Source organism: Stenotrophomonas hibiscicola ATCC 19867 (assembly GCF_000382065.1).
Lineage (GTDB): Bacteria > Pseudomonadota > Gammaproteobacteria > Xanthomonadales > Xanthomonadaceae > Stenotrophomonas > Stenotrophomonas hibiscicola.
In genome coordinates this window covers 122,177-146,877 of the sequence record NZ_KB907501.1, presented here as the reverse complement: position 1 = coordinate 146,877, position 24,701 = coordinate 122,177, and the positions used below count along the sequence as shown (strand labels likewise).

The following is a 24,701-nucleotide window of genomic DNA, read 5'->3' as shown; positions in this document are numbered from 1 at the left end:
GGTTCAGGCTGCGGTGCCGATGCGCTGCAGGCGGTAGCTGCCGTCCAGCACGCCGTTGACCCATTCCTGGTTGTCCAGGTACCAGTCGACGGTGAAGGTGATGCCCTGCTCGAAGGTGTAGGCCGGTTCCCAGCCCAGGTCGTTCTTCAGCTTGGACGCATCGATCGCATAGCGGCGGTCATGGCCGGGGCGGTCGGTGACGTAGGTGATCTGGCTGCTGCGCGGCTGGCCATCCGCACGCGGGCGGCGCTGGTCCAGCAGTGCGCAGATGGCCTGCACCACTTCGATGTTCTGTTTTTCCGAATTGCCACCGACGTTGTAGGTCTCGCCAACCTGGCCCTTGGCCAGCACGGTGCGGATCGCCTCGCAGTGATCGGACACGAACAGCCAGTCGCGCACCTGCTTGCCGTCGCCGTACACCGGCAGCGGCTCGCCGGCCAGCGCCTTGGCGATCACCAGCGGGATAAGCTTCTCGGGGAAGTGGTACGGGCCGTAGTTGTTGGAGCAGTTGGTGGTCAGCACCGGCAGCCCGTAGGTGTGGTGGAACGCACGCACCAGGTGGTCCGAGGCGGCCTTCGACGCCGAGTACGGGGAATTCGGAGCATACGGCGTGGTTTCGCTGAACTTGCCGGTCTCACCCAGCGTGCCGTACACCTCGTCAGTGGATACGTGCAGGAAGCGGAAGGCCGCGCCCTGCTCGGCCGGCAGCGCCTTCCAGTAGTCACGGACCGCCTCCAGCAGGCCCAGGGTGCCCACCACGTTGGTCTGGATGAAGGCGCCAGGACCGTCGATGGAGCGATCCACGTGGCTCTCGGCAGCAAAGTTGAGCACGGCGTCCGGCCGGTGCTCGGCCAGCAGGCGGGTGACCAGCGCCTGATCGCCGATGTCGCCCTGCACGAACACGTGATTCGGGTTGCCGTCCAGGCTGGACAGGGTCTTCAGATTGCCGGCGTAGGTCAGCGCATCGAGGTTGATGACTTTGACGCCGCGCGCGACGGCCTCGAGAACGAAGTTACCGCCAATGAATCCGGCGCCGCCGGTGACAAGCCATGTGGGCACTACCTGTTCTCCTGATCGAAATTCATCCAAGGGGCGCTATGAAGCGCCCGACACAGCGGCACAGGATACATGTGGTTCGTCTTCACGACTGCCTGCGTGACGTGAACGACGCACGATACTCACGCGAGCCATGCCGCATCGCAACATGACCATACGCGTTCGCATGGTCGTCCCAAGCCAGCTAGAATCGGGATCCCACCCCCGAACCGGTTGCTGTGCGAGGACCGGACGTTCTCCCCAGTTATTGAAGGACCCCGTACCAGATGAAAATCCTCGTCGCGTACAAGCGCGTGGTGGACTACAACGTCCGCATTCAGGTCAAGCCGGACGGTTCCGGCGTGGTCACCGACGGCGTCAAGCTGTCACCCAATCCCTTCGATGAAATCGCCCTGGAAGAAGCCCTGCGCCTGCGCGACAAGGGCATTGCCAGCGAAGTGGTGGTCGCCACCATTGCCCCGGCCGATGCCCAGGCGCACCTGCGCAACGGCCTGGCCATGGGCGCCAACCGTGCCATCCACGTCGTTACCGACCAGGCCATCCAGCCGCTGACAGCCGCACGCACCCTGCTCAAGCTGATCGAGAAGGAACAGCCGGACCTGGTGATCCTGGGCAAGCAGGCCATCGACGACGACGCCAACCAGACTGGCCAGATGCTGGCCACGCTGTGGGGCCGCCCGCAGGCGACCTTCGCCAGCAAGCTGGAGATTGCTGATGGCAAGGCCACGGTGACCCGCGAAGTCGACGCCGGCCTGGAAACGCTGGAAGTGGACCTGCCGGCGGTGGTCACCACCGATCTGCGCCTGAACGAGCCGCGCTTCATCAAGCTGCCGGACATCATGAAGGCCAAGGCCAAGCCGCTGGAGACCCTGCAGCTGGCCGATCTGGGCGTTGAAGCCGCCGATACCTTCAAGACCACCCAGTATGCCGCGCCGTCCAAGCGCAGCAAGGGTGTGATGGTCAAGGACGCGGCTGAACTGGTGGCCGCACTCAAGCAGAAGGGGTTGCTGTAATGAGCAGGATTCTCGTCATCGCCGAACACCACGACGGCAAGCTCAACGCCGCCACCGCCAAGACCGTAAGCGCTGCTGCCGCCATCAGCGGTGCCAGCATCGACGTGCTGGTGCTGGCCGCCGACCCGGCCGCCGTTGCCGCTGAGGCCGCGAAGATCGCTGGCGTCGCCAAGGTTCTGACCGTGGCCAACGCTGCCAACGCGCAGGCCATCGCCCAGGTGCTGGCGCCGCAGATCGCGCAGCTGGCCAAGGGCTACACCCACGTGTTCGGCCCGTCCACCACCTTCGGCAAGGACCTGATGCCCTGCGTGGCCGCCCTGCTGGGCGTCAACCAGGTCTCCGACCTGATGACCGTCGAAGGCAGCCACACCTTCAAGCGCCCGATCTACGCCGGCAACGCGATCATCACCGTGGAAGCCCCCGCCGACCAGATCGTGGTCGCCACCGTACGCGCCGCGTCGTGGCCGGAAGCCGCCCAGGGCGGCAGTGCCACCATTGAAGCGGCCAGCGTCGATGCTGCCCTGCCGAGCCACACCCGCTTCATCGGCCTGGCCGCCGGTGCCAGCGACCGCCCGGACCTGCAGAGCGCCAAGCGCGTGGTCTCCGGTGGCCGCGGCGTCGGTTCGGAAGAGAACTTCAAGGTCATCTTCCAGCTGGCCGACAAGCTCGGCGCCGCCGTCGGTGCCTCGCGCGCCGCGGTCGATGCCGGCTACGTGCCCAGCGACCTGCAGGTGGGCCAGACCGGCAAGATCATCGCCCCGGAGCTGTATGTGGCGGTGGGCATCAGCGGTGCGATCCAGCATCTGACCGGCATCAAGGACGCCGGTACGATCGTGGCGATCAACAAGGATCCGGATTCGCCGATCTTTGAGATTGCCGATATCGGCTTGGTTGGGGATCTGTTCGCGATCCTGCCGGATCTGGAAAAGGCCTTGGCCTGATGCCCGGCGATGTGATCGGAGCGGCTGGGCCGCTCCGGTCCATCCTCTCCTCAGCCAATGCGCCAGCTGGCGTATGCTTTCCTGCCACTGGCCCCGTGGGCCTGAACCTCATGGACGCGCCATAGACATGTACACAAGCTTCCTGCCCCATCGTCCTTCGGCCCCTTCCCGATGATTGTCGGTTCCGGACTGGTGGCGCGCGCTTTCGCGCAGCGCTATGCCGAGGACGATTCGACCATCATTTTCGCTTCGGGTGTCTCCAACTCGAACGAAACCGACCCGGAAGCGTTCGCCCGCGAACGCTCCATGCTCACCGGGTATTTGGCCGAAGGCCAGCAGCGGCTGGTCTATTTCGGCAGCTGCAACGTAGTCAATGCCAAAGAGCACTCGGCCTATTTCCAGCACAAGCGCGCCATGGAAGCGCTGGTGATCGGCTCTGGCCGTGGCACTGTGCTGCGTCTGCCGCAGGTGGTAGGGCGTACACGCAACCCCAATACCCTCACCAACTTCCTGCGCGACTGCATCCTGCAGGAACGGCAGTTGACCTTGTGGACACGCGCACAACGCAATCTGATCGACATCGACGATGTCGCAGCCATCGCTACCCGCATTCTCGAGGGCGGTGCAGCGCCGTCGGTGGTGGCCATCGCTTCACCTTGGTCACTGCCGATGCCCCGTATCGTCGACCTGTTCGAGCAGGTGCTCGGCCGCCGTGCGCATCGCGTGCTGATGGAACGTGGAGAAGCGATGGCCATCGACAGCAGCCTCTCCGAGCAGGTCGCTCGCGACATCGGGGTGGATTTTGGGCCAGACTATCCACTCCGTGTGATCCAGAAATATTATGGCCCCCGCCATGAAGCCTGAACTCTCCGTCGTCATTCCCGTCTACGGCAGCGCCTCGATCCTGCCCAACCTTGTCCGCCGCCTGGAGGAAGTGCTGGTGCCGGCGCTGGGCGCTGATGGCTTCGAGGTCGTACTGGTGCACGATTCCGGCCCGGACAATGCCTGGGAAGTCATCCGCGGTGAGGCTCGCACGCGGCCGTGGCTGGTTGGCGTGGATCTGCGCCGCAATGCCGGCCAGCACAATGCAATCATGGCCGGCCTCGGCTTTGCGCGGGGCCGCTATATCGTCACGATGGACGATGATCTGCAGCACGACCCGGCCGACATCCCTCGCATCCTGCAGACGCTGCGCGACGGTGCCGACCTGTGCTACGTGCAGTTCGAAGGCCGCAAGCATGCACTGTGGAAGCGCGCCGGCAGCCGCTTCAACGATATGGTGGCCGCACGCCTGCTGAAGAAGCCCGAGGGTCTGTACCTTTCGCCCTTCCGCGGTTTCGTGCGTGAACTGGGTGAGGAAGCCCGGCGCTACCAAGGCCCGTTTGTGTATCTCGACGGACTGCTGGTACAGAGCACCAGCCCCAAGCGCATCGCGACCATCTCCGGCCAGCACCACGCGCGCAGCGATGGCCGCTCGGGCTACAGCCTGAGCAAATCGATTTCACTCTGGCTGCAGATGGCCACCAGCTTCTCGATCGTGCCGCTGCGCTTCGTCTCGCTGGCCGGGGTATTGGCCTCATGCGTGGCATTCGTGATGGCGGTGGTGGTGCTCTGGCAGAAACTGCACAGCCCGCAGATGGCGGTCGGCTGGCCGTCACTGATCATTACCATCCTGTTCATGGGCGGCCTGCAGCTGCTGGCGCTCGGTGTCATCGGCGAATACACCGGCCGCGTTCTGCTGAACATCAACAACCGCCCGCAGTACATCATCGGGCGTACCACCAACGTGGCAGGCCGGGACGAAGACGATCGCCCCTGAGTTCCTTGGCTGCGGCCTCAGGCCGCGCCCATCCGGCGCCCGAGCCAGAGGTAGGTCAGGCGCCGCGCCTGCGCCATCAGGCGGGCCTTGAGGTTGCCCACGCGCAAGGTCATCGGCGACAGCAGCTGCGGATGCGCTGCGGCCAAGGCGTTATGGAAATCGATGGCCTGCTGCGCCTGGTCGTTCATCAGCCTCACGCTCCACTGCCCTGCGTTGATGCGGAAACTGGCCAGGCTCTCGCGCAGCGCGACCATGTCGCCCTGCAGCATGATCGCCGAATAGCTGGCCTGGTCGATAAGGTAGGGGTGGGAGTTGTCCCAGCCCCCCGCCTGCACCAGCAGCTCGCGTCGGAACATCACGCAGCCCGGCTCACCGAAAAGGTTGGTGCCGGCAAGCACCGATGCCCGTACCGCATCGCGCCCCCTTACCAGCCCCTTCAGCGGACCCAGGCCACGGCCGGCGATCACCACCTTGCCGTGCGCATCCACGAGGTCACGCTTGCTGGCCACCAGTACTGCCGAGGGGTGTGCATCCAGCGCCGCGACCTGCCGGCTGAGGGCATCGGGTGCGATCAGATCATCGCCGCAGACCAGCTTTAGCAGCTCGCCGTGGGCTGCAATGCTGACCCGGTCCCAATTGGCCTTGGCACCGCCGCCGGCGGGTGTCGGGTCGAGTACCCGGACCTTGGGATGACCGGCATAGCGGGCCAGCAGTTCAGTGGTGCCGTCGTTGGAGGAATGATCAGCCACGACCAGCTCGAAATCATCGTAGTCCTGCGCGAGGATCGAATCGAGCGTCTGCGCAAGGTACTCGACGTTCCTGTAGGCCGGCACCACGACCGAGACACGTGGGTTCATTCCTTTTTCTCCGCGGTAGGTGGTTCCGGTCGTCGCCGGAAAGAGAAATGCTTGTGGCCAACATAATTGAAGATCACCACCAGAACGGTAATGACGATCTGCGTCGGAATGGCCGGAAGGCCGAGCACGTCGGCCAGCAGGGCCAGTGCCCCCATGTTCAACAGCAGGCTGCCGACATTGACGCTGGTGAAGCGCAGGAAATCGCGCCAGCCATTGCCGCTGACCCGGAACACCAGCCGTCGGTAGATGAAGAACACCAGCACCAGCGAGACCACCCAGGCGATGCCCAGGCTCACGACCGACGGCACCTTGGGGCCCAGCAGCAGCACCAGCCCGGCGAACAATGCCGTACTGAAGGCGGTGTTGGCGCCACCGACCAGCAGGAACAGGACGCGCTGGTCCTTGATCAGGCGCTGCAGCGGACCGGGCGGGCCGGAGCGCGGCAACGCGTCGTTGTCCTTCCTGGTCATGCTCACGGTACCTCGCAGCTCACCGAGAAACCGGTAAGCAGTACACCCAGTTCTCGGGCATCGCTGCTGCCGGGCTGGTCACGGCTGGGGATGCTCACCGGACTGACTGTCAGTTCGGCATGCTCATTGCCCACGCGCGCGCGCGCGGCCTGACCTGGCCGCACGGTCAGCACATCCTCGTTGCCCCCGCCGGTGTTGATGCGCACGTGGCGCTCGGATTGCCCGGGCGGCACGTACAGCTCGGCGAAGTACGCGCAACCACAGGGAGGAAGCGCGAGTGACGCGTGCGCGCCACTCCAGCGCACGGCGCCTTCGGGCGGATGCCAGCCCTGGGTATACCCGATCCTGCGCGTGGAACAATCGCTGGCCGTGCTGTCGGCGTACAGCGCCAGACGGCGCTCCCGCATGACGTTGGCGCCTTTGCGCGCATAATCCAGCTGCGCCTGCAGCAACCCTGCGGCAGCCTCGTCGGGCACGGCCCGCAACAATGCCTTGTTCATGGACGCGAAGATGGCTTCGCGGAAAGGACTGGCTCTCCACTCGTGGACATAGGTGAGCAGCTGGGTCAGCATCACGGCCGACAGCAGGCCACCCACCAGCGCGTTCCACCCTGATGCCCGGGGCGCGGCCTGCAGCTCGCGGGCCGCCAGCCAGATCACACCCGCCAGTCCGAGCACAAGGTCCATGTAGTAGCGCGACGCCATCACCGCGAACGGCCCCTCAGCACCGCGTGCCAGTGTCAGCGAAGCGGCGATCAGAACACCATAGAGCGCCAGCAGCAGTGGCAACCGCGACCCGGGAGCGCCGCGGCGCAGCCAGGCGACAGCAGCGACCACGCCGACCAGAAGCAGGATGCCACCAACCACCGCAATGGCCTCCAGCGGCAGCCTTCCGCCCATCAGCACGGCTTCGGGATACCCCATCGTGGAGCCCACCGCGTACAGCAGCAGCGCCGGCAGATCCAACCCGATATTCAGGCCGTTGCGGGTAGACGCGTCGGTGACCGAGCCGCTGAGCAGATACACAACCATCGACAGCGCGACCGCCGCGCTCGGCAGGATGCCGGTCCAGCGCCCCTCGGCCCGCCAGCGCGGCAGGAACGAAAACACCTGCACGATCACCACGGCGCCGACGAAGGCGTAGTTCCAGCCCATGCCACAGACCAGCACGATCAGCGGCGCGGCAAGCACCAGTGCCACCACCCACAGCGCCGGTCGGCGTGAACGCCCTGACAGCAGGTGGGCATGGCCACAGAAGAACGCCACGAAGGCCAGGTTCTTCGTCCACAGCGGCAGGCCCAGATCCAGAGTCAACAATTCATAGCCGGCCCAGCTGAAGCACAGGGCCGCCAAGGTCACCATCACCACCACATTCAGCCACGGGCGCTGCGCGCCGGGCTGGCGTCGCATGTCGGCCAGCCAAGCGATGCACAAGCACACCGCGACCGTGGAGATCACCGCGCCGGTCAACCGATTAGCCAGCAGCACGTCAAGGTCGAAAAGGCTGACATTCGCCCACAGGAACAGTTGGTTGACGAATCCGCGGTGCGAGGATCCGCCCCAGAACTCGAACGTGGACAGCTGGCCCGCCTGCCATTGGTCAAGCTGGAACAGCAGGCGCAGCGAATCCATGTACAGCGCGTCGGGGTGCGCGCGGTTGAGGATGACCTGATGGATGGCCGCGAACACCGCCACCACGGCCAATACCAGGGCAACACTGCGCCAAGGGAGTACCTGTGCACCGCTGGTGCCTGCGCCGGCAGTCGGACGCTGTGCTGCGTGTCCCCTCATCGGCTGCCTCATGCTGCCTGCTCATCGCGCTGCATTGATGACGACAACACACGCCACAGCGCCTCACGCGAGTATTCCTGATCGATGAATGCCTGCTCCGCCATCGACACGCGCTGCCAGAGCGCGTCATCGCGCAGCAACGAGACAATATGTGCCGCCATCGCCTGTGGTTCGTCCGCCACAAGCATGAACGCGCTGGCGCCGCTCAGGCCCTGCATGCCCACTGACGTGGTCACGCATGGAACACCGTGACGCAGCGCTTCGAGCACCTTGCCTTTCACGCCGCCGCCGAATCGCAGCGGTGCGACGGCAACCCGCGCGCGGGCATAGAAGGTTTCCAGACGCGCATCGCTGACATAGCCGGTCACCTCGATCCGCTCGGACGCCAGAGCCTGTACCTCCGGACGGGGGTTGGATCCCACCAGGCTCACCCGAACCCCGGGCACTTCGCGCTCGACCAGCGGCAGCACCTCGCTGACGAACCACAGAGCAGCATCAACGTTGGGCGCATGGGCAAAGCCGGCCACCAGCAGGATGTCCTGTCGGCCCTGCGGTGATGGCACCAGTTCCGACTGTTCGAAAGCATACAGCGGGATGGTTGCAGCGCGGCTGGTCGCGGCCGGCGCGTGTTCGGCCAACCACTGCCGCACGTGGCGCGTTTCATCCTCCGATGGATAGAGCACGACGTCGGCCTGCTGCCAGAGTGCATGCTCGAACTGGCGGTAGCGCTCGGTTTCCCGCTTCAGTTCATCGTCGGGCTTCACGTGAAGCTGCTGCTGCATGCGCAGATGATGGATGTCGTGCCCGTAGTACACCAGCGTTGCCTTGCTGTGCCGGCGGACGCTGGCCACCAGCTCGATGGAAATATGCGGACGATTGAGGATCACCACATCCAGGTAGCGACCGTTGGCCTCCATCCAGGCGTCAAAGCCGTCCGTGCCCACGCATGCGGCTCCATGCATCACCTCGATGCCCGATCGCTGCAGCGGCGGTGCGTACTCGGCGTCGTAGTAAGCGTTGGCTGGCCAGAACGTGACCTGGCATCCTTCCTGCACCAGCGTCTGCAGCACCTGGCAGGTCGCACGTGATCCCGCGTCACGGTCCGGTTGCGGAACGTAATGATCGACCACAAGCACGTGGCGCTTGCTGCGCGAACGATCGCGGGCGAGAAAGACATTCTCGGCATTGGCGAACTGCGTTTCCTGCAACGTCGGGCCCCAGCGCTCAAGGAACTTGTCGCGGTTGACCGCCTGCCACGCCTTTACGCCACTGCTCTCATCGGTACCGCTGGAGACGCCCTCGTAATGCACGACCACCGAATCCGGCTGCATGTACACCTTGAGGCCGCGTGCACGCACCCGGAAGGCAATGTCCGTGTCTTCGTAGTAGGCCGGAGCGAAATGTTCGTCGAACCCGCCAAGTTCGCGGAACAGGTCCAACGGCAACATGATCGATGCGCCGGACACATAGTCGGCTTCCTTGAGATAGCTGTAGGCGGGGCGCGAGGGATCCTCAAGCCGCCCGAAGTTCCAGGCGCTGCCATCGGCCCATACGATACCGCCCGCTTCCTGCAGCCGGCCATCGGGGTAAACGAGCTTGGAGCCGACCAAGCCGGCATCCGGATGCGACTGGAACACCGCGACAAGGGCATCCAGCCAGCCCGGCCGGACCTCGGTGTCGTTGTTGAGGAGATACACGTAGCGGCCCTGGGCCAAGGTCAAAGCCTGGTTGCAGGAACGCAGGAAACCCAGATTCTTCGGATTGGCGTGATAGCGCAGCCCCGGAATTGCTGCCAGGCCGCCGATCCGCGTATCGCCGGAGGCATCCTCCAGCACCAACACCTCGAACGGTACACGCGCACCGGCACGGGCAATGGATGCCACGCACGCCAGGCTCTGCTCGAAATTACCGTAAGTCGGGATGACAATGCTGACCAACGGCTCCGCCACCTCGGCGAAGCGTACGCTCTCCAGGATGGCCTGCGGGTCGTTCCTGACGTCCTCCAGCAACAGTCCGTCCAGCGCAGCCGGCGCGGATTCGTCCTGCTTCAGCAGCATCCGCTTTGCCATCGGCACCATCGGCTTGAGCAGTGGATGCCGCGCCAGCCCGGACGCACGCAGCGATTGCAGAACCACACGCCACTCGCCGCGTAGCACGCGACCAGCGAAACGCAGAGGCTTGGTGATGCGCCAGGAACGTGAACCGATCAGCGAGCCGGTCAGATCCTGCAACGACTGCAGTTCCTCGCGATAGGACGCCAGAAGCGCCGATACCTCGCTGCCATCGCTCTCCTCCGCCAGCTGCCTACCCGGCAGGCTGACACCTGACTGGTGGAGGAGCTGATCGATCTGCTCGTGGCGCTTGCGCAATTCGGCGCGTGCCGCACTGGTCAGGCCGGACACTGCGGTCATCTGTGCCTGCAGCTGGCTGCGGACCTCCCATACCTCGGCCATCGCCGACTCGAGGTGCTGGGCCCGCGCCTTCTCATGCTCCAGTTGCTGCTGGAGGCGTGCGACCGTCGCGCGCTGATCCTGCTCCAACTGCTGCAGCCGTTCGGCGGCGGCCAGCCCGGCCTGCTCAAGCTGACGATGCAGCTCTGCCACCACGCTCTGCTCGCGTACCACATGGCCTCGCAGCGAACCGATCTCCGCGTCCTGCGCCTGGGCCCAGCGCGCGACTTCATGGTGATGGGCGTACAGATCCTCCGCCTCGGTGTACAGCACCGACGCTGGCAGCTGCGGCAGCAGCAATGGGTCCGCCGCGGCCACCACTACGAAATAGACAGCGTCGGGAATGACTGCGGCACGCTCCTGCACGCCCTCGCCAGTATCGGTCAGCGCCTGGTAGACAGGCTGCGCCGGTCCTCCATCCAGCCCTGTGATGGTCGAACAGACCGACATGCGGTGGCCGCACAGGTACATCGCCGGGAAATACCGCTCCACAAGCGTGCGGAACTCTTCCAGGTAGAGTTCCTTGACATGGTATTCGTTGTGGTAGCCGGCGCGATCGGAGTAGACCTCCTTGTTGGGCGAGGACATGATCATCACGCCATCCGGCCGCAGTACGCGACGGATTTCGGACATCATCTCCTCCTGCTCGTACAGGTGTTCGATGGTCTCGAAGGAGACCACCACATCGACGCTGTCGTCTGGAAGTGGAATTGCCGCGGCCGAACCCTGCAGGTATTGCAGATTCGCTACGCCGGCATAGCGCTCCCGCGCATGCCCAACGGCATCCTGCGAGATGTCGACACCGCGGACAGAACGCGCGCGCCCGGCAAGCATCGCGCTGCCGTAGCCTTCACCACTGGCCACGTCGAGCACGTCCTTGCCTTCCACCAGGGGCAGGCACCACGCATAGCGATGCAGATGTTCCTGGCGGATGACACCGTGTTCGGTAGGGACGAAACGTTCGCCGGTGAACTCGATCATCAGGATTCCTTGGTGACTTCGATGGCAAGCATGGGCAGTCCCACCAGGCCAAACCGCATGGTCTCGTCGATCGCGCGGAACTCCAGCGCGTCATGGATCCAATGCTGCTGGGTGTGGTCGTGCTGGTCGCCGGAGGCAACCGCTGCATCGATCATGTAAGAGCCGGACGGCATCACCGGCATGCGGAACAGAAACGAAGCCACGACAGACTCGCCGGCGCGCCCGCCCACCGGCGCGTCCTTGCAGGCGAAATAGCTGTTGTCGCCAAACAACCTCTGGCCCAGTCGATCCTTCACGTAGAAGCCGACGATCAGGCTGTCCAGCGACTGCATGAGCTCAACCCGGACGCGCAGCCGGACCAGCTCGCCGCCTTCGGCCATGCCCAGCGGCGAGCCGTCCTGGTCGGTCAGTGCGACATCGACAATTCTCGCACCTTGCGCACCGAACTCCTGGCCCACATTCTCCGGGTCGAATTCGAACAGGGCGATCCGGTTTCTGACGCCCGCTTCGCGCAGGGCATCGTGGCGGAAGTCCGGACCGTCGGACGCCAGCCTGCGCGACTTCCTTTCCACCTTGACGTCTTCGACACCAGCTTCGCGGCGACCGACCACATGCTGCTCCGTCATATACGCTTCGATCACCTCCTGCGAGGTACCGGACAGGCGCATCTGGCCATTCTGGAGCCATACCGCACTTTCGCAGAGGTTGGTCACCGCCGCTGCATCATGACTGACGAACAGCAGCGTTCCGTTCTTCTGGAACTCGCGCAGGAAACGCATGCACTTTTGCGAGAAGAAGGCGTCGCCTACGGCCAACGCCTCGTCGATGATCAGGATGTCGGCATCGACATGGGCAATCACCGCGAAGGCCAACCGTACAGACATGCCACTGGAGTAGCTGCGTACCGGTTGGTCGATGAACTCACCGATGTCGGCGAAGGCCAGGATGCTCTCCATGCGCGCCTCGATCTGGGGCCGGTTCAATCCCAGGATCGTAGCGTTGAGGTAGACGTTCTCGCGCCCCGTGAATTCCGGGTTGAAGCCACTACCCAGTTCCAGCAGCGCCGCCACCCGCCCCTTGACCGTAATATGGCCTTCGGTCGGGTTGAGGGTACCGGCGATCATCTGCAGCAGGGTGGACTTGCCCGAGCCGTTGCGGCCGACAATACCCACCGTCTGCCCGCGGCGGATCGAGAAACTGACGCCGCGCAGCGCCCAGAAATCCTTGTAGAAGGATTTGCGCTTGCCGGCCAGGGCCTGCAACAGCCGGTGCGAGGGGCGTTCGTACATGTGGTACGCCTTGCCCACGCCCTGCACATCGATGACGATGTCGCCGTCGGTCAGCTCAGAGGACATCGGCAAACCCCACGCGCAACTTGTTGAACATCCGATGGCCCAGCAGAGCCACCGCACAGGCGATCAGGGTGTAGAGACCCAGGCCGGCCCAGTCGGGCAGCCGGCCCCAGATCACCACTTCGCGTACCTGGTCGATGATGAAGGTCAGCGGGTTCAACTCGAACACGATGCGATAGCTTTCCGGTACCGATTCGACCGGCACGATGGCAGAGGACAGGAACAGCATCGCCGCCGCCATCACGCCGGCAATCTGGCCGATGTCACGCAGGTACACGCCCAGCGACGAGACGATCCAGCCCACGCCCGCTGTGAGGATCACCAGCGGGATGATCACCACCGGCAGCAGGATGGCCGTGGCCGGAATGCTGCCCTTGATCGCCAACTGCAACAGAAGCAGTACCACCATGTTCATCAGCAGGTGAAACAGCGCCGAGAAGGTCATGCTCCACACCAGGATATCCAGCGGGAACACCACCCGCTTGACGAAGCCGGTGTTGGCTACGATCAGCTGTGGGGCGCGGGTGAAGCACTCAGCGAAGAACCCGTGCACGGTCAGGCCCGCGAACAGGATCAGGGCAAAGTCGGTGGTCGATCCTGTCGATCCCGGCCAGCGGCCTTTCATCACGAAGCCGAAGGCAAGGGTGTACACCAGCAGCATCAGGAACGGACTGATCAACGACCACAGCAGCCCGAAACTGGCCCCGCGGTAGCGGCCCAGGACTTCGCGCTGGCTCAGTTCGAACGTCAGCGAACGATGCTTGCCGATAACCGAGAGAATTCCCATCAGCCAGCCTGCTGCACCAATGCCCGCTCCAGATCCACCTGCAGATCCCCCAACTCCTCAACACCCACGCTCAGCCGCACCAGCGCATCGCTGATTCCCAGCTGCTCCCGGCGTGCGACCGGGATCGAGGCATGCGTCATCACCGCCGGGTGGTTGACCAGGCTTTCCACACCGCCCAGCGACTCGGCCAGGGTGAACAGCTCGGTCTTCTCGCAGAAGCGCTTGGCCGCCTCGAACCCACCCTTGAGTACGATCGAGACGATGCCGCCGTAGCCGGCCATCTGCTTGCCGGCCAGCTCATGCTGCGGGTGCGAGGCCAGGCCGGGGTAGATCACCTTCTCCACCGCCGGGTGCTTTTCCAGCCACTGGGCCAGGGCCAGCGCGTTGGCGCAATGTGCCCTCATGCGCAGCGGCAGGGTCTTCAGGCCGCGCAGGGCCAGGAAGCTGTCAAACGGGCCCTGCACGCCACCCACCGAGTTCTGCAGGAACGCCATCTGCTCGGCCAGTTCGGCGTTGTCGCCAACCACCACCATGCCGCCGACCATGTCCGAGTGACCGTTGAGGTACTTGGTGGCCGAATGCAGGACCAGGTCCGCGCCCAGTTCCAGCGGGCGCTGCAGCATCGGCGAGGCGAAGGTGTTGTCGACCACCACGATCAGGCCATGGCGCTTGGCGATGGCAGCGACCGCGGCGATGTCCACGATCTTCAGCATCGGGTTGGTCGGGGTCTCGATCCACACCATCTTCGTCTTCGGCGTGATCGAGGCTTCGAACGCCGCCAGATCGGTCAGGTCGACGAAACTGAAATCCAGCCCGGCGGTGCGGCGACGCACGCGCTCGAACAGGCGGAAGCTGCCGCCGTAGATATCGTCCATCGCCACCACGTGGCTGCCGGCGTCCAGCAGCTCGATCACCGTCGAGCTGGCCGCCATGCCCGAAGCGAACGCAAAGCCACGGGTACCGCCTTCCAGCGACGCCACGCAACGCTCATAGGCGAAACGGGTCGGGTTGTGCGTGCGCGAGTACTCGAAGCCCTGGTGCTCGCCCGGGCTGGACTGGGCGTAGGTCGAGGTGGCGTAGATCGGCGGCATCACCGCACCGGTACTGGGGTCGGGCGACTGGCCACCGTGGATGGCCAGCGTGGCCAGGGCCAGCGCACGGTCGGGCGAAGAGGAGTTGGACATGTCGTTTCCTGAATGGCGCCGACGTGCGGCGCCGTCAAAGGATCGGGAGTCTATCAGCGCAGCCTTAACGAGCTTTGACGCGAATAAACCGGAATTCAGCGGTGAACTGCCGTGATCGGCGGCTTACTGCACGCGACGGCGCAGATAGTTCAGCAGGTCGATACGGGTGATCAGGCCCAGGAAAGCATCGCCGTCCATCACGATCGCCACCTGGCCGCGGTCGAACACCGGCAGCAGGGCCTCGATCGGCGACTTCACGTCCAGCCGGTCCAGCTTGCTGACCATCGCCGTGGCAACCGTGTCGCGGAAGCGCGCTTCGTCGCCATAGACATGCAGCAGGACGTCGCTTTCATCGACGATGCCGACCAGCTGGTCACCGTCCATCACCGGCAGCTGCGACACGTCATACAGCTTCATGCGCTGGTAGGCGGTGGTCAGCAGGTCGTTCGGGCCAATAACGACAGTGTCGCGCTGGCCGTACGGACGCAGGATCAGGTCGCGCAGGTCGCCGTGCTGCGGGCGCTGCAGGAAGCCGTTGTCCAGCATCCAGTAGTCGTTGTACATCTTCGACAGGTACTTGTTGCCGGTATCGCAGACCAGTACGAGCACCTTCTTCGGCGTGGTCTGCTCCTTGCAGTACTTCAGCGCTGCGGCCAGCAGGGTGCCGGTGGACGAACCGCCGAGGATGCCTTCCTTGCCCAGCAGCTCGCGCGCGGTGTGGAAGCTCTCGGCGTCGCTGATTGCATAGGCTTTCTTGACACGGCTGAAATCGGAGATCGACGGCAGGAAGTCCTCGCCGATGCCCTCCACCAGCCAGCTGCCCGACTTGTCGTTGAGCACGCCGTCGTTGATGTATTCGGCCAGGATCGAGCCGACCGGATCGGCCAGCACCAGCTCGGTCTTGGGCGACAGCTTGGCGAACGCTCGCGACAGGCCGGTCATGGTGCCGGAGCTGCCGCAGCCGAACACGATGGCGTCGAGGTCACCCCCCATCTGCTCCAGGATCTCCGGGCCGGTACCGAATTCGTGCGCTGCCGGATTGTCCGGGTTGCCGAACTGGTTGATGAAGTAGGCGCCCGGGGTCTGCTCGGCGATGGTCTTGGCCAGGTCCTGGTAGTACTCCGGATGGCCCTTGGCCACGTCCGAGCGGGTCAGGCGGACTTCGGCGCCCATCGCCTTCAGGTTGAAGATCTTCTCGCGGCTCATCTTGTCGGGAACGACGAGGATCAGCTTGTAGCTCTTCTGCTGTGCCACCAGCGCCAGGCCCAGGCCGGTGTTGCCGGCGGTACCTTCAACCAGGGTCGCGCCCGGCTTCAGGTCGCCACGCTGCTCCGCCGCCTCGATCATCGACAGGCCGATGCGATCCTTGATCGATCCGCCCGGGTTGGCGCTCTCCAGCTTCAGGTAGAGCTCGCAGACGCCGGTGTCCAGGCGCTGGGCCTTGACGATCGGGGTCTGGCCGATGAGTTCGAGGACGGAAGAATGAATGGGCATTCGGAGGACTTTCGATTCGCGCCGCGCAGGGCCGGACCGATGATTATCCGTCGGATGGCGATGAATGTCAGGTCGTTGCGCCGCGGGGCCGGAAGCCCGCAAAAAAGGGATGCGGACGGCCCCGGATCGACGAGGAGACCGGTGCCGCCCGCATCGGTGAGTTGTGCCTGAAGGCCAAGGCACCACCGCCTGTGGTGCCTTGGCGCGGCCGCCTCATCGGCGCGGCCGCGATGCCAGGGCAGGAGCCCCCGGCAGGGCCATCGATGGCCGGGTCACGCCGTTCCGGGCGCGACGATGTGCGTCAAAGCGTGGGGGACGTCGTTGGGAGCGGTGTTTCGTACATTCGCAGAAGACGTTGCTTGGCCAGCAGCTTCTCGCGCTTCATGCGACCCAGGGTGACATCATCGATCGGGAGTACACCCAACTCCGCGTCCATGCACTTCTTGTTCAACTTGCGGTGCTGGTCATGGAGTGCCCTGAACTCCGGATCACGCGCGCGACGTGCGTCGATCTCGCTCTGGGGCTGATCTTCAAACATGATGGACCTCCTTCGACAGATACACGAACGCCCCGGCCGAAAGGCACGGGGCGTTGTTCATGGAGGAGCGCCGGTCGATGGCCACCTGGACGCCTGCAACGACCTGCGGCACTGGCCTGCGCACGTCGATCTGCTGCGGTTCGCGCCCTGCTTGCATCGGCCCGGCCCTCCCATCGTCCGGTCCGCGGCATTGCGTCCCGGACGATTGACCCTACGCCTGCTCAAGGCGGGGTACAAGACCCCTGCGTCAAAAAGACCGAACCCCGCCGAGGCGGGGTTCAGGCTGAATGCTCATCACAACGAAAAACAAACAATATCAATGCATTACGGGGCAATGATGACCTCGGCCGAGCGCGCCCGGGTGGACGCAGCCTTCTTGCCGCTGACCTGGATGCGGTTGCTGGCGACACCACCCGCGACCAGGGCGTCGCGCAGCGCTTCGGCACGCTTTTGGCCCACGCCGTTGGCACTGTCGTAGGCCTCGATGCGCAGGCGGCCCTTCTTGCCGATGTTCAGGTACTCGGCCAGGGCCTTGGCCTGATTGCGGGCCCCACTGGACAGGCTTGACGCGCCGACGGCGAATGCGTCACCAGCGAAGGTGAAAACTTCGCCACGGCCATCGAACTTCGAGCCCGGCAGTTTCTGCCCGGACACCAGTTCGGCTTCCTCGCGGGCCAGCTTGGCGGCGTTCTGCTGTGCGGCGCTCAGACGCTGCTGCTGCTTGCCGGCCACGCTGGTCAGGGCGTTCTCGGCGTCCTGGCGGGCCAGGGTCTCGGCTTCGGCGGCCTGGCGCAACCGTTCGGCCTCCTCGGCCTGCATCTGCGCCTGCATGCGCAGCTGCTCGGCTTCCTGGCGGGCACGGGCCGCATCGCGGCGGCTGGCCTCGATCAGCAGGTCGCTGCGGGTCCGATCCAGGCGGTCCACCTCGCGCGCGGCCAGTGCGGTGCGCACGGCGGTCTCGGCGATCTCGACCCGGCGCTCGGCCAGGTAGGTGGCCAGCTCCTGATCGCGGCGCTTGGCCTTGTCCAGGGTGGCGATGGCCTGCTGGGCCTGCATGCGCTCGAACGCGCCCAGCTCAGCGGTATCCGGGTTGGCCTGGATGGCCATCAGGCGCTGGCTCAGCTGCGCCACCATCGGGTTGTCGGCGGCCATGGCCAGGGTCGGCAGCGCCAGCAGCGCGGCCAGGGTTGCGGCGGTCATCGGCTTCACCGGCGGTCCTCCCCGGTCGACAGCTGGCGTTGCAGCTGGTTGACCTCGTTGCGGCGCAGCTGCAGCTGCGCGCTGACGGTGGCTTCCTCGCTGCGGACGCGGGCCAGGTCGGCATCGGCGGCGGCGCGCAGGGCCATTGCCGGCGCATTCTTGCGCTCGCGGCGGTCGCCTGCGGCGCGCTGGGCCTGCTCCAGCCCCTGCCGGGCCAGCCCGATCAGGTCCGGGGCGTACTGGTCGGCATCGGCCTGGGTGGCCTTGTCGACCGCCTGCCGGGCCTGCGCCAGTTCCAAGGCGGCGTCCTGCGCCCAGGCGGGGGCAGACAGTGCGAATGCAAACGCCATCACATACAGGCCATGGCGCATTCGTGCGAAGCTAAGTCGTTTCATTGGGGAGGCCGTACCGGTTGTCGGTTCACGGCCATTGTCGTCAAGCCGACACCGTGCTGGCAACGGGCGTCGGCCGTTTCGTTGGGGAAAATTCGCAATGGATATCGGCTACTTCCTGAAGCTGATGACCGAAAAGAACGCTTCGGACATGTTTTTGACCACCGGGGCACCGGTCTACATCAAGATCGAGGGGAAGCTCTATCCGCTGGGCAACACCGGCCTGCCGCCGGGCATGGTGAAGAAGATTGCCTACTCGCTGATGGACGAGGGCCAGGTGCCGCAGTTCGAGCGCGAACTCGAGCTCAACATGGCCATCGCCCTGCCCGACGCCGGGCGCTTCCGCGTCAACGTGTTCAAGCAGCGGGGTGAGGTCGGCATGGTCATCCGCGCCATCCGCAGCCGCATCCCGAGCATCGAGGAGCTGAACCTTCCGCAGGTGCTGAAGGACGTCATCATGACCCCGCGCGGGCTGGTGCTGGTGGTGGGGTCCACCGGCTCCGGCAAGTCCACCTCGCTGGCGTCGATGATCGACCACCGCAACAGCACCACCACCGGTCACATCCTCACCATCGAGGACCCGATCGAGTACCTGCACAAGCACAAGATGTCGATCGTCAACCAGCGCGAGGTCGGCCTGGACACCCATGCCTTCCACAACGCGCTGAAGAACGCGATGCGTGAAGCGCCGGACGTGATCCTGATCGGCGAGATCCTGGATGCGGAAACGATGGAGGCGGCGATCGCCTTCGCCGAGACCGGCCACCTGTGCCTGGCCACCCTGCACTCCAACAACGCCGACCAGACCATCGAGCGCATCCTCAACTTCTTCCCGGAAAGCGCGCACAAGAACGTGCTGATGAACCTGGCGCTGAACTTGCGCGCGGTGATCAGCCAGCGCCTGGTGAAGAACAAGGAGGGCCGACGCCTGCCGGCCACCGAGGTGCTGATCAACACGCCGATGATCCGCGACCTGCTGCGCCGCGGCCAGGTGCACGAAATCAAGGCGGCGATGGAAGCCTCGCTGGAGGAAGGCATGGAGAGCTTTGACCAGTGCCTGTTCCGGCTGGCCAAGGCCGGCATCATCGAGCACGAAGAAGCGCTGCGCGCGGCCGACTCGCGCGATGGCCTGGCCCTGAAGTTCCGCCTGTCCGAAGGTAGCAGTGGCGAGCATGACCCGTACGCCGATTTCTCGGCGGGCGCGCCCAGCATCACCCACGGCTTCTGATCGCACGAAAAAGGGGACGGAGGGGATTAAGTCGTTTGTGCACTTGCGACTTGATCCCCTCCGTCCCTTTTCTGAAGAGTTCAGGGGCCATCTCATCCAATGAGACCCCTCATCCGTAGGTTTCCTCAATGGAAACCATCCGCAAGCTGGCCATTCTGGCTGATGCCGCCAAGTACGATGCCTCCTGCGCCTCCAGCGGCTCGGGCAAGCGCGATTCGCGCGCCAGTGGCGGTATCGGCAGCACCGAGGGCATGGGCATCTGCCACAGCTACACGCCCGATGGCCGCTGTGTTTCGTTGCTGAAGATCCTGCTGACCAACTTCTGCGTCTACGACTGCGCCTACTGCGTGAACCGGGTCTCCAGCAACGTGCCCCGTGCACGTTTCAGCGTGGATGAGGTGGTCACGCTCACCCTGGACTTCTACAAGCGCAACTACATCGAGGGCCTGTTCCTGTCCAGCGGCATCATCCGCAATGCGGACTACACCATGGAACAGATGGTGGAAGTAGCCCGGCAACTGCGCGAAGAACACCGCTACGCCGGCTACATCCACCTCAAGACCATTCCCGAGGCCTCGCCGGACCTGCTGGCCAGTGCCGGGCGCTATGCCGACCGCCTGTCCATCAACGTGGAACTGCCGACCGAAGCCGGCCTGAGCGCCTTGGCGCCGGAGAAGACGGTTCATTCCATCCGTGGCGCGATGGGCGAACTGCGTTGGCGCATCGAGGAAGCCAAGGAGGCGCGCAAGGCCCCCGCAGCGGTGGCCCCGACGGCCAGCCGCAGCGCACGCCCGCGCCCTCCCCGTTTCGCCCCGGCCGGGCAGAGCACGCAGATGATCGTCGGCGCGGACGGGGCCAACGACCAGCAGATCCTGGCCAGCGCCGACAGCCTGTACGGCAGTTACCGGATGCGCCGGGTCTACTACTCCGCGTTCAGCCCGATTCCGGACGCCAGCCGGCAGCTGCCACTGCAGCCGCCACCGCTGCAGCGCGAACATCGCCTTTACCAGGCCGACTGGCTGCTGCGCTTCTACGGCTACGGCGTGGATGAGATTACCGATACCACCCAGGACGGCATGCTCGACCTGGATATCGACCCGAAGATGGCCTGGGCGATCCGCCATCCCGAGCGCTTTCCGGTCGATCTGAACCGGGCACCGAAGGAAATGCTGCTGCGCGTGCCCGGCCTCGGCGTGCGCAACGTCAAGCGCGTGCTGATGGCGCGCCGTCACGGGCGGCTGCGCGTGGCCGACATCGCGCGCCTGAAAGCACCGATGAGCAAGCTGCTGCCGTTCGTGCTGCTGGCCGACCATCACCCGCGCAAAGCACTGGATGATCCGGCGGCGCTGCGCGCGCAGCTGGCCCCGCCGCCGCGCCAGGGTTCGCTGTTCGATGCCCCGTCCGCGGCCTGACGCGCAGCGCTGGTCGCTGCGGGTGGATCCGCCGTGGTCGCTGCAGGCCTGGCGCGATGCTGCGCGCGAAGCGTTGCTGCGCGGCGTTGCCCCGCCGCAGCTGGACTGGCTGGAAGGGAGCGAAACGTCGCTGCTGGATGCACCGGCCGTGCAGCAGGCGCCGATGCTTGCCGAGGCCGGTGCACCCAACGTTCCACGTGACTTCCTGGAGCTGGCGGCCACCTGCCTGTGCCATCGCGATCCCCAGCGCCTGGCCTTGCTGTATCGCCTGCTGTGGCGCATCGCCCATGGCGAGCGTGCGGTGCTGGGCAACCCCGCCGACGCCGATGTGCTGCGCGCAACGGCTCTGGCCCAGGCCGTCCGCCGTGACACGCACAAGATGAAGGCGTTCGTGCGCTTCCGGGAAGTGCCCGGCCAACCTGACGCGTTCATCGCCTGGTTCGAGCCACAGCACCACATCGTCGACCGGGTAGCGCCGTTCTTCGCGCGCCGCTTCACCGGCATGCGCTGGGCCATCCTCACGCCCCAACGCAGCGTCGCCTGGGATGGGCAGGCGCTTGCCTTTGGCCCCGGTGCACGGCGCGAAGATGCCCCGGCCGAGGATGCACGCGAGTCGCTGTGGCAGACCTACTACGCCAGCATCTTCAATCCGGCGCGGCTCAACACACGGATGATGATGCAGGAAATGCCGGCCAAGTACTGGCGCCACCTGCCTGAAGCCCGGTTGCTGCCACGCCTGGTGCGCGACGCGGCCGACCGCGTGCAGGAAATGCATGACCGGCCGGCACAGGCACCGCAACGCAGGATTCCCCCGCGTGCGAACGCTGCGACGCCGGCAGCCGATGCCAGCAGCCTGGACAATCTGCGCGGACAGGCCAGTGCCTGCCGCCAGTGCCCGCTATGGGAGCAGGCCACGCAGACCGTGTTCGGGCAGGGGCCTGCCGATGCGCGGGTGATGGTGATCGGCGAGCAGCCCGGTGATACCGAGGATCTGCGCGGGCAGCCGTTCGCAGGACCTGCCGGCCAGGTGCTGGACCGCGCACTGGCGGAACTGGGAATCGATCGCGCCCAGCTGTACCTCACCAACGCGGTGAAGCACTTCCACCATGAGCGGCGCGGCAAGGTGCGGCTGCACAAGCGGCCGGAAAGCCGCCACATCCAGGCCTGCCGCCCCTGGCTGATGGGTGAGATCGCACGCGTGCGGCCCCAGGTGATCGTATGCCTGGGCGCGACAGCGGCAGCCTCGGTATTCGGTCGTGACTTCGACCTCTCACGCGACCGCGGACGCTGGCACACCCTCGAAGATGGCACGCGCGGCTACGCCACGGTGCACCCGGCGTGGGTGTTGCGGCAGACCGACGATGCACGCCGCGAGGCCGGCTATCGGCTGTTCCGGGAAGACCTTCGGCAGATGTTGCGAGGGGATGGGGCATCCGCCGGGCATGGCCCGGCGCTACCACGGGCCGGGGACCGGTAGCGCCGGGCCGCGCCCGGCGAGCGAAGCGGCCCGTCAGGCGGCGTCGGGCTGGTGTTCCGGACGCGCGCGGTCGAAGGCATCCACTGCCTGGCAGGCCGCCTCGATGCGGCGCAAGGTCGGGTACGGCGCCAGGTCCAGGCCGAAGCGGTGGGCGTTGTACAGCTGCGGCAGCAGGCAGATGTCGGCCAGGCCGGGACGGTCGCCGTGGCAGAAGGTGCCGGTGTCGCGGCTGTTGGCCAACAGCGTTTCCATCGCCGCAAAGCCCTCGGCGATCCAGTGCAGCGTCCACTGCGTGCGTGCGTCGGCAGGCACCTGCAGCGTGCGCTCCAGGTACTGCATCACCCGCAGGTTGTTGATCGGGTGGATATCACAGGCCACCAACTGGGCCAGCGCCCGCACCCGCGCACGGCCGGCGGCGTCGGCCGGCAGCAGCGGTACCTGCGGAAAGCGCTCGTCCAGGTATTCGAGGATCGCCAGCGACTGGGTCAGCACATGCCCCTCATGCAGCAGCGTCGGCACCTGCTGCTGCGGATTGAGCGCGCGATAGGCATCCCGGTGCTGCTCGCCACCGTCGCGCACCAGATGCACCGGCCGCGCCTCCCAGGCCAGGCCCTTCAGCTCCAGGCCGATGCGCACGCGGTAGGCGGCGCTGGATCGCCAGTAGGTGTACAGCACGATGCCGTCGTCGACCGGGATCTCCATGGCCGCCTCCATGCTCAGGGCCTGGCCGCCTGTTCGATGCGCTGCTCGATCGCACCGAAGATGCTGTTGCCGGCAGCATCAAGCATCTCGATGCGGACCACGTCGCCGAAGGACATGAACGGCGTGCTCGGCTTGCCGTCGCGCAGGGTCTCGACCACGCGCTGCTCGGCAAAGCACGAGGCGCCCTTGCTGGTGTCTTCGTTGGCGATGGTGCCCGAACCGACAATGGTGCCGGCACCCAGCGGACGGGTCTTGGCCGCATGCGCGACCAGCTGGGCGAAGTTGAACTGCATGTCCACGCCCGCCTCCGGCGCACCGAACCACTGGCCGTTGATGTGGGTCAGCAGCGGCAGGTGCACCTTGCTGTCCTGCCACGCAGCACCCAGCTCATCGGGGGTGACGAACACCGGCGACAGCGCCGAACGCGGCTTGGACTGCAGGAAGCCGAAGCCCTTGGCCAGCTCGCCCGGGATCAGGTTGCGCAGCGAGACATCGTTGACCAGGCCGACCAGCTGGATGTGGCTGGCGGCCTGTTCCGGGGTGGCCGCCATCGGCACGTCGTCGGTGATCACCACGATCTCCGCTTCCAGGTCGATGCCGTAGTCCTCGCTGACCACCTTGACCGCATCGCGCGGACCGTAGAAGCCCGCACTGGTGGCCTGGTACATCAGCGGGTCGGTGTAGAAGCTCTCGGGCACCTCGGCACCGCGGGCGCGGCGCACGCGCTCGACGTGCGGCAGGTAGGCGCTGCCATCGACGAACTCATAGGCACGCGGCATCGGTGCGGCCAGCGCCTGCGGATCGAGGTCGAACACGCCATCGGCGTCGCCAGCGTTGAGCGATTCGTACAGGGCGTTCAGGCGCGGCGCGATGTGGCTCCAGTCCTCCAGGGCCTGCTGTAGGGTGGCGGCAATGCCGGTGGCGCGCACGCCGTGGCGCAGGTCACGCGAGACGACGATAAGGGTGCCGTCGCGGCCGCCTTCCTTCAAGGAACCAAGCTTCATGGTGGGTGTCCGGAGTCGTGGGCAAACAAGTTTCAAGTGTAATCAAATCTGCGACGACGCCAAGCTGCAGCGCGGCATCGGCCCACCCTACCGTAGTGGGGGCTTCGGCAGGGCTTGCAGCCCTGCACCTGCTCAATGCAACGGCAACGGCAACAGCTGGCTTTCCGTGGGTTGCCGGGGCGGTGTCGGATTGCGGGGACGCCGCAAGTACGTCCCTGTAGGCTTGGCCGCGGCATCCATGCCGCGGACACCCCGCAATCCGACACCGCCCGCCCTCGACACATTCCGGCGACTGCTGGTGGATGTCGACCTTGGTCGACACATTGGTCAGATATCGAATGGAATTCCGGGGGACAGATCCGTTTTCCAAAGGAAAGCGGATCTGACACCAAGAGACGTCCCAGCAGCTCGCGGGAAACTGTCGAAGGCGGGGTGGGCCCGGTGGCGGGAGTGTCCGCGGCATGGATGCTGCGGCCAAGCCCCCATGGACGGGTTTACGGCGTCTCCCGCCACCGGACCCACCCCGCCATCCCTCAGGAAACCCGCTTTTGACG

Annotated in this window: 21 protein-coding genes; 7 read left to right on the top strand and 14 right to left on the bottom strand. The window is 65.5% G+C overall.

Annotated elements, in window-relative coordinates:
• Window positions 1–3: 3 nt before the first annotated feature.
• A complete protein-coding gene (gene rfbB / locus G370_RS0112905; RefSeq protein WP_019660969.1) occupies window positions 4–1,059 on the bottom strand; it encodes a dTDP-glucose 4,6-dehydratase in 1,056 nt (351 codons plus the stop codon).
• A gap of 263 nt (window positions 1,060–1,322) precedes the next feature.
• Here rfbB and G370_RS0112900 point away from each other — a divergent pair, with 263 nt between their 5' ends.
• From G370_RS0112900 to G370_RS0112885, 4 genes are all read left to right on the top strand, one after another.
• Window positions 1,323–2,069, top strand: a complete 747-nt coding sequence (locus tag G370_RS0112900; RefSeq protein WP_019660968.1) for an electron transfer flavoprotein subunit beta/FixA family protein — start codon at window positions 1,323–1,325, stop codon at window positions 2,067–2,069.
• On the top strand, window positions 2,069–3,010 hold the full coding sequence (locus G370_RS0112895) for an electron transfer flavoprotein subunit alpha/FixB family protein (protein WP_019660967.1): 942 nt from the start codon (window positions 2,069–2,071) through the stop codon (window positions 3,008–3,010). The genes G370_RS0112900 and G370_RS0112895 overlap by 1 nt, the downstream gene beginning before the upstream one ends.
• A 171-nt stretch (window positions 3,011–3,181) precedes the next feature.
• A complete protein-coding gene (locus G370_RS01000000120835) occupies window positions 3,182–3,874 on the top strand; it encodes an NAD-dependent epimerase/dehydratase family protein (RefSeq protein WP_019660966.1) in 693 nt (230 codons plus the stop codon).
• Window positions 3,864–4,829, top strand: a complete 966-nt coding sequence (locus tag G370_RS0112885; protein ID WP_111097817.1) for a glycosyltransferase family 2 protein — start codon at window positions 3,864–3,866, stop codon at window positions 4,827–4,829. Before G370_RS01000000120835 ends, G370_RS0112885 begins: the two co-directional genes overlap by 11 nt.
• Before the next feature lie 17 nt (window positions 4,830–4,846).
• Here the strand turns inward: G370_RS0112885 and G370_RS0112880 are convergent, their stop codons facing one another.
• The 11 genes from G370_RS0112880 to G370_RS0112825 all read right to left on the bottom strand — a co-directional run bounded on the left by G370_RS0112880 (window position 4,847) and on the right by G370_RS0112825 (window position 18,303).
• Window positions 4,847–5,686: a glycosyltransferase family 2 protein gene (locus tag G370_RS0112880; RefSeq protein ID WP_019660964.1), complete on the bottom strand. Its 840-nt coding sequence runs from the start codon at window positions 5,684–5,686 to the stop codon at window positions 4,847–4,849.
• On the bottom strand, window positions 5,683–6,156 hold the full coding sequence (locus G370_RS0112875) for a GtrA family protein (protein WP_019660963.1): 474 nt from the start codon (window positions 6,154–6,156) through the stop codon (window positions 5,683–5,685). The genes G370_RS0112880 and G370_RS0112875 overlap by 4 nt, the downstream gene beginning before the upstream one ends.
• Before the next feature lie 2 nt (window positions 6,157–6,158).
• Window positions 6,159–7,946, bottom strand: a complete 1,788-nt coding sequence (locus tag G370_RS0112870) for a hypothetical protein (protein WP_026347123.1) — start codon at window positions 7,944–7,946, stop codon at window positions 6,159–6,161.
• Window positions 7,947–7,954: 8 nt separating this feature from the next.
• On the bottom strand, window positions 7,955–11,377 hold the full coding sequence (locus G370_RS0112865; RefSeq protein WP_019660961.1) for a glycosyltransferase: 3,423 nt from the start codon (window positions 11,375–11,377) through the stop codon (window positions 7,955–7,957).
• Window positions 11,377–12,732, bottom strand: a complete 1,356-nt coding sequence (locus tag G370_RS0112860; protein WP_019660960.1) for an ABC transporter ATP-binding protein — start codon at window positions 12,730–12,732, stop codon at window positions 11,377–11,379. Before G370_RS0112860 ends, G370_RS0112865 begins: the two co-directional genes overlap by 1 nt.
• Window positions 12,722–13,516 (bottom strand): ABC transporter permease, encoded by a 795-nt coding sequence (locus G370_RS0112855; protein WP_019660959.1) that lies wholly within the window; start codon window positions 13,514–13,516, stop codon window positions 12,722–12,724. The genes G370_RS0112860 and G370_RS0112855 overlap by 11 nt, the downstream gene beginning before the upstream one ends.
• Window positions 13,516–14,700, bottom strand: a complete 1,185-nt coding sequence (locus G370_RS0112850) for a cystathionine gamma-synthase (protein ID WP_019660958.1) — start codon at window positions 14,698–14,700, stop codon at window positions 13,516–13,518. Before G370_RS0112850 ends, G370_RS0112855 begins: the two co-directional genes overlap by 1 nt.
• Window positions 14,701–14,823: 123 nt before the next feature.
• A complete protein-coding gene (locus tag G370_RS0112845) occupies window positions 14,824–16,194 on the bottom strand; it encodes a pyridoxal-phosphate dependent enzyme (protein ID WP_019660957.1) in 1,371 nt (456 codons plus the stop codon).
• Between the two features lie 301 nt (window positions 16,195–16,495).
• Complete coding sequence (locus G370_RS0112840) at window positions 16,496–16,732, bottom strand: HP1242/YdcH family protein (protein ID WP_005407964.1); 237 nt, start codon at window positions 16,730–16,732, stop codon at window positions 16,496–16,498.
• A 324-nt stretch (window positions 16,733–17,056) separates the two neighbouring features.
• A complete protein-coding gene (locus tag G370_RS0112830; RefSeq protein ID WP_019660955.1) occupies window positions 17,057–17,941 on the bottom strand; it encodes an OmpA family protein in 885 nt (294 codons plus the stop codon).
• Complete coding sequence (locus tag G370_RS0112825; protein ID WP_019660954.1) at window positions 17,938–18,303, bottom strand: DUF4398 domain-containing protein; 366 nt, start codon at window positions 18,301–18,303, stop codon at window positions 17,938–17,940. The genes G370_RS0112830 and G370_RS0112825 overlap by 4 nt, the downstream gene beginning before the upstream one ends.
• Window positions 18,304–18,424: 121 nt before the next feature.
• Between G370_RS0112825 and G370_RS0112820 the strand changes: the two genes are divergently transcribed.
• The 3 genes from G370_RS0112820 (at window position 18,425) to G370_RS0112810 (ending at window position 22,441) form a co-directional block, all read left to right on the top strand.
• Entirely contained in the window at window positions 18,425–19,552 is a 1,128-nt protein-coding gene (locus G370_RS0112820) for a PilT/PilU family type 4a pilus ATPase (RefSeq protein ID WP_019660953.1), read from the top strand.
• 128 nt (window positions 19,553–19,680) lie between these two features.
• Complete coding sequence (locus G370_RS0112815; protein WP_019660952.1) at window positions 19,681–20,964, top strand: putative DNA modification/repair radical SAM protein; 1,284 nt, start codon at window positions 19,681–19,683, stop codon at window positions 20,962–20,964.
• Window positions 20,945–22,441 carry a UdgX family uracil-DNA binding protein gene (locus G370_RS0112810; protein WP_019660951.1) on the top strand — a complete coding sequence of 499 codons (1,497 nt, stop codon included), beginning with the start codon at window positions 20,945–20,947 and terminating at the stop codon, window positions 22,439–22,441. Before G370_RS0112815 ends, G370_RS0112810 begins: the two co-directional genes overlap by 20 nt.
• A gap of 33 nt (window positions 22,442–22,474) precedes the next feature.
• Here the strand turns inward: G370_RS0112810 and maiA are convergent, their stop codons facing one another.
• Together maiA and G370_RS0112800 are read right to left on the bottom strand one after the other, a co-directional pair.
• Window positions 22,475–23,143, bottom strand: a complete 669-nt coding sequence (gene maiA, locus G370_RS0112805) for a maleylacetoacetate isomerase (protein ID WP_019660950.1) — start codon at window positions 23,141–23,143, stop codon at window positions 22,475–22,477.
• 14 nt (window positions 23,144–23,157) lie between these two features.
• On the bottom strand, window positions 23,158–24,147 hold the full coding sequence (locus G370_RS0112800; protein WP_019660949.1) for a fumarylacetoacetate hydrolase family protein: 990 nt from the start codon (window positions 24,145–24,147) through the stop codon (window positions 23,158–23,160).
• Window positions 24,148–24,701: the final 554 nt, after the last annotated feature.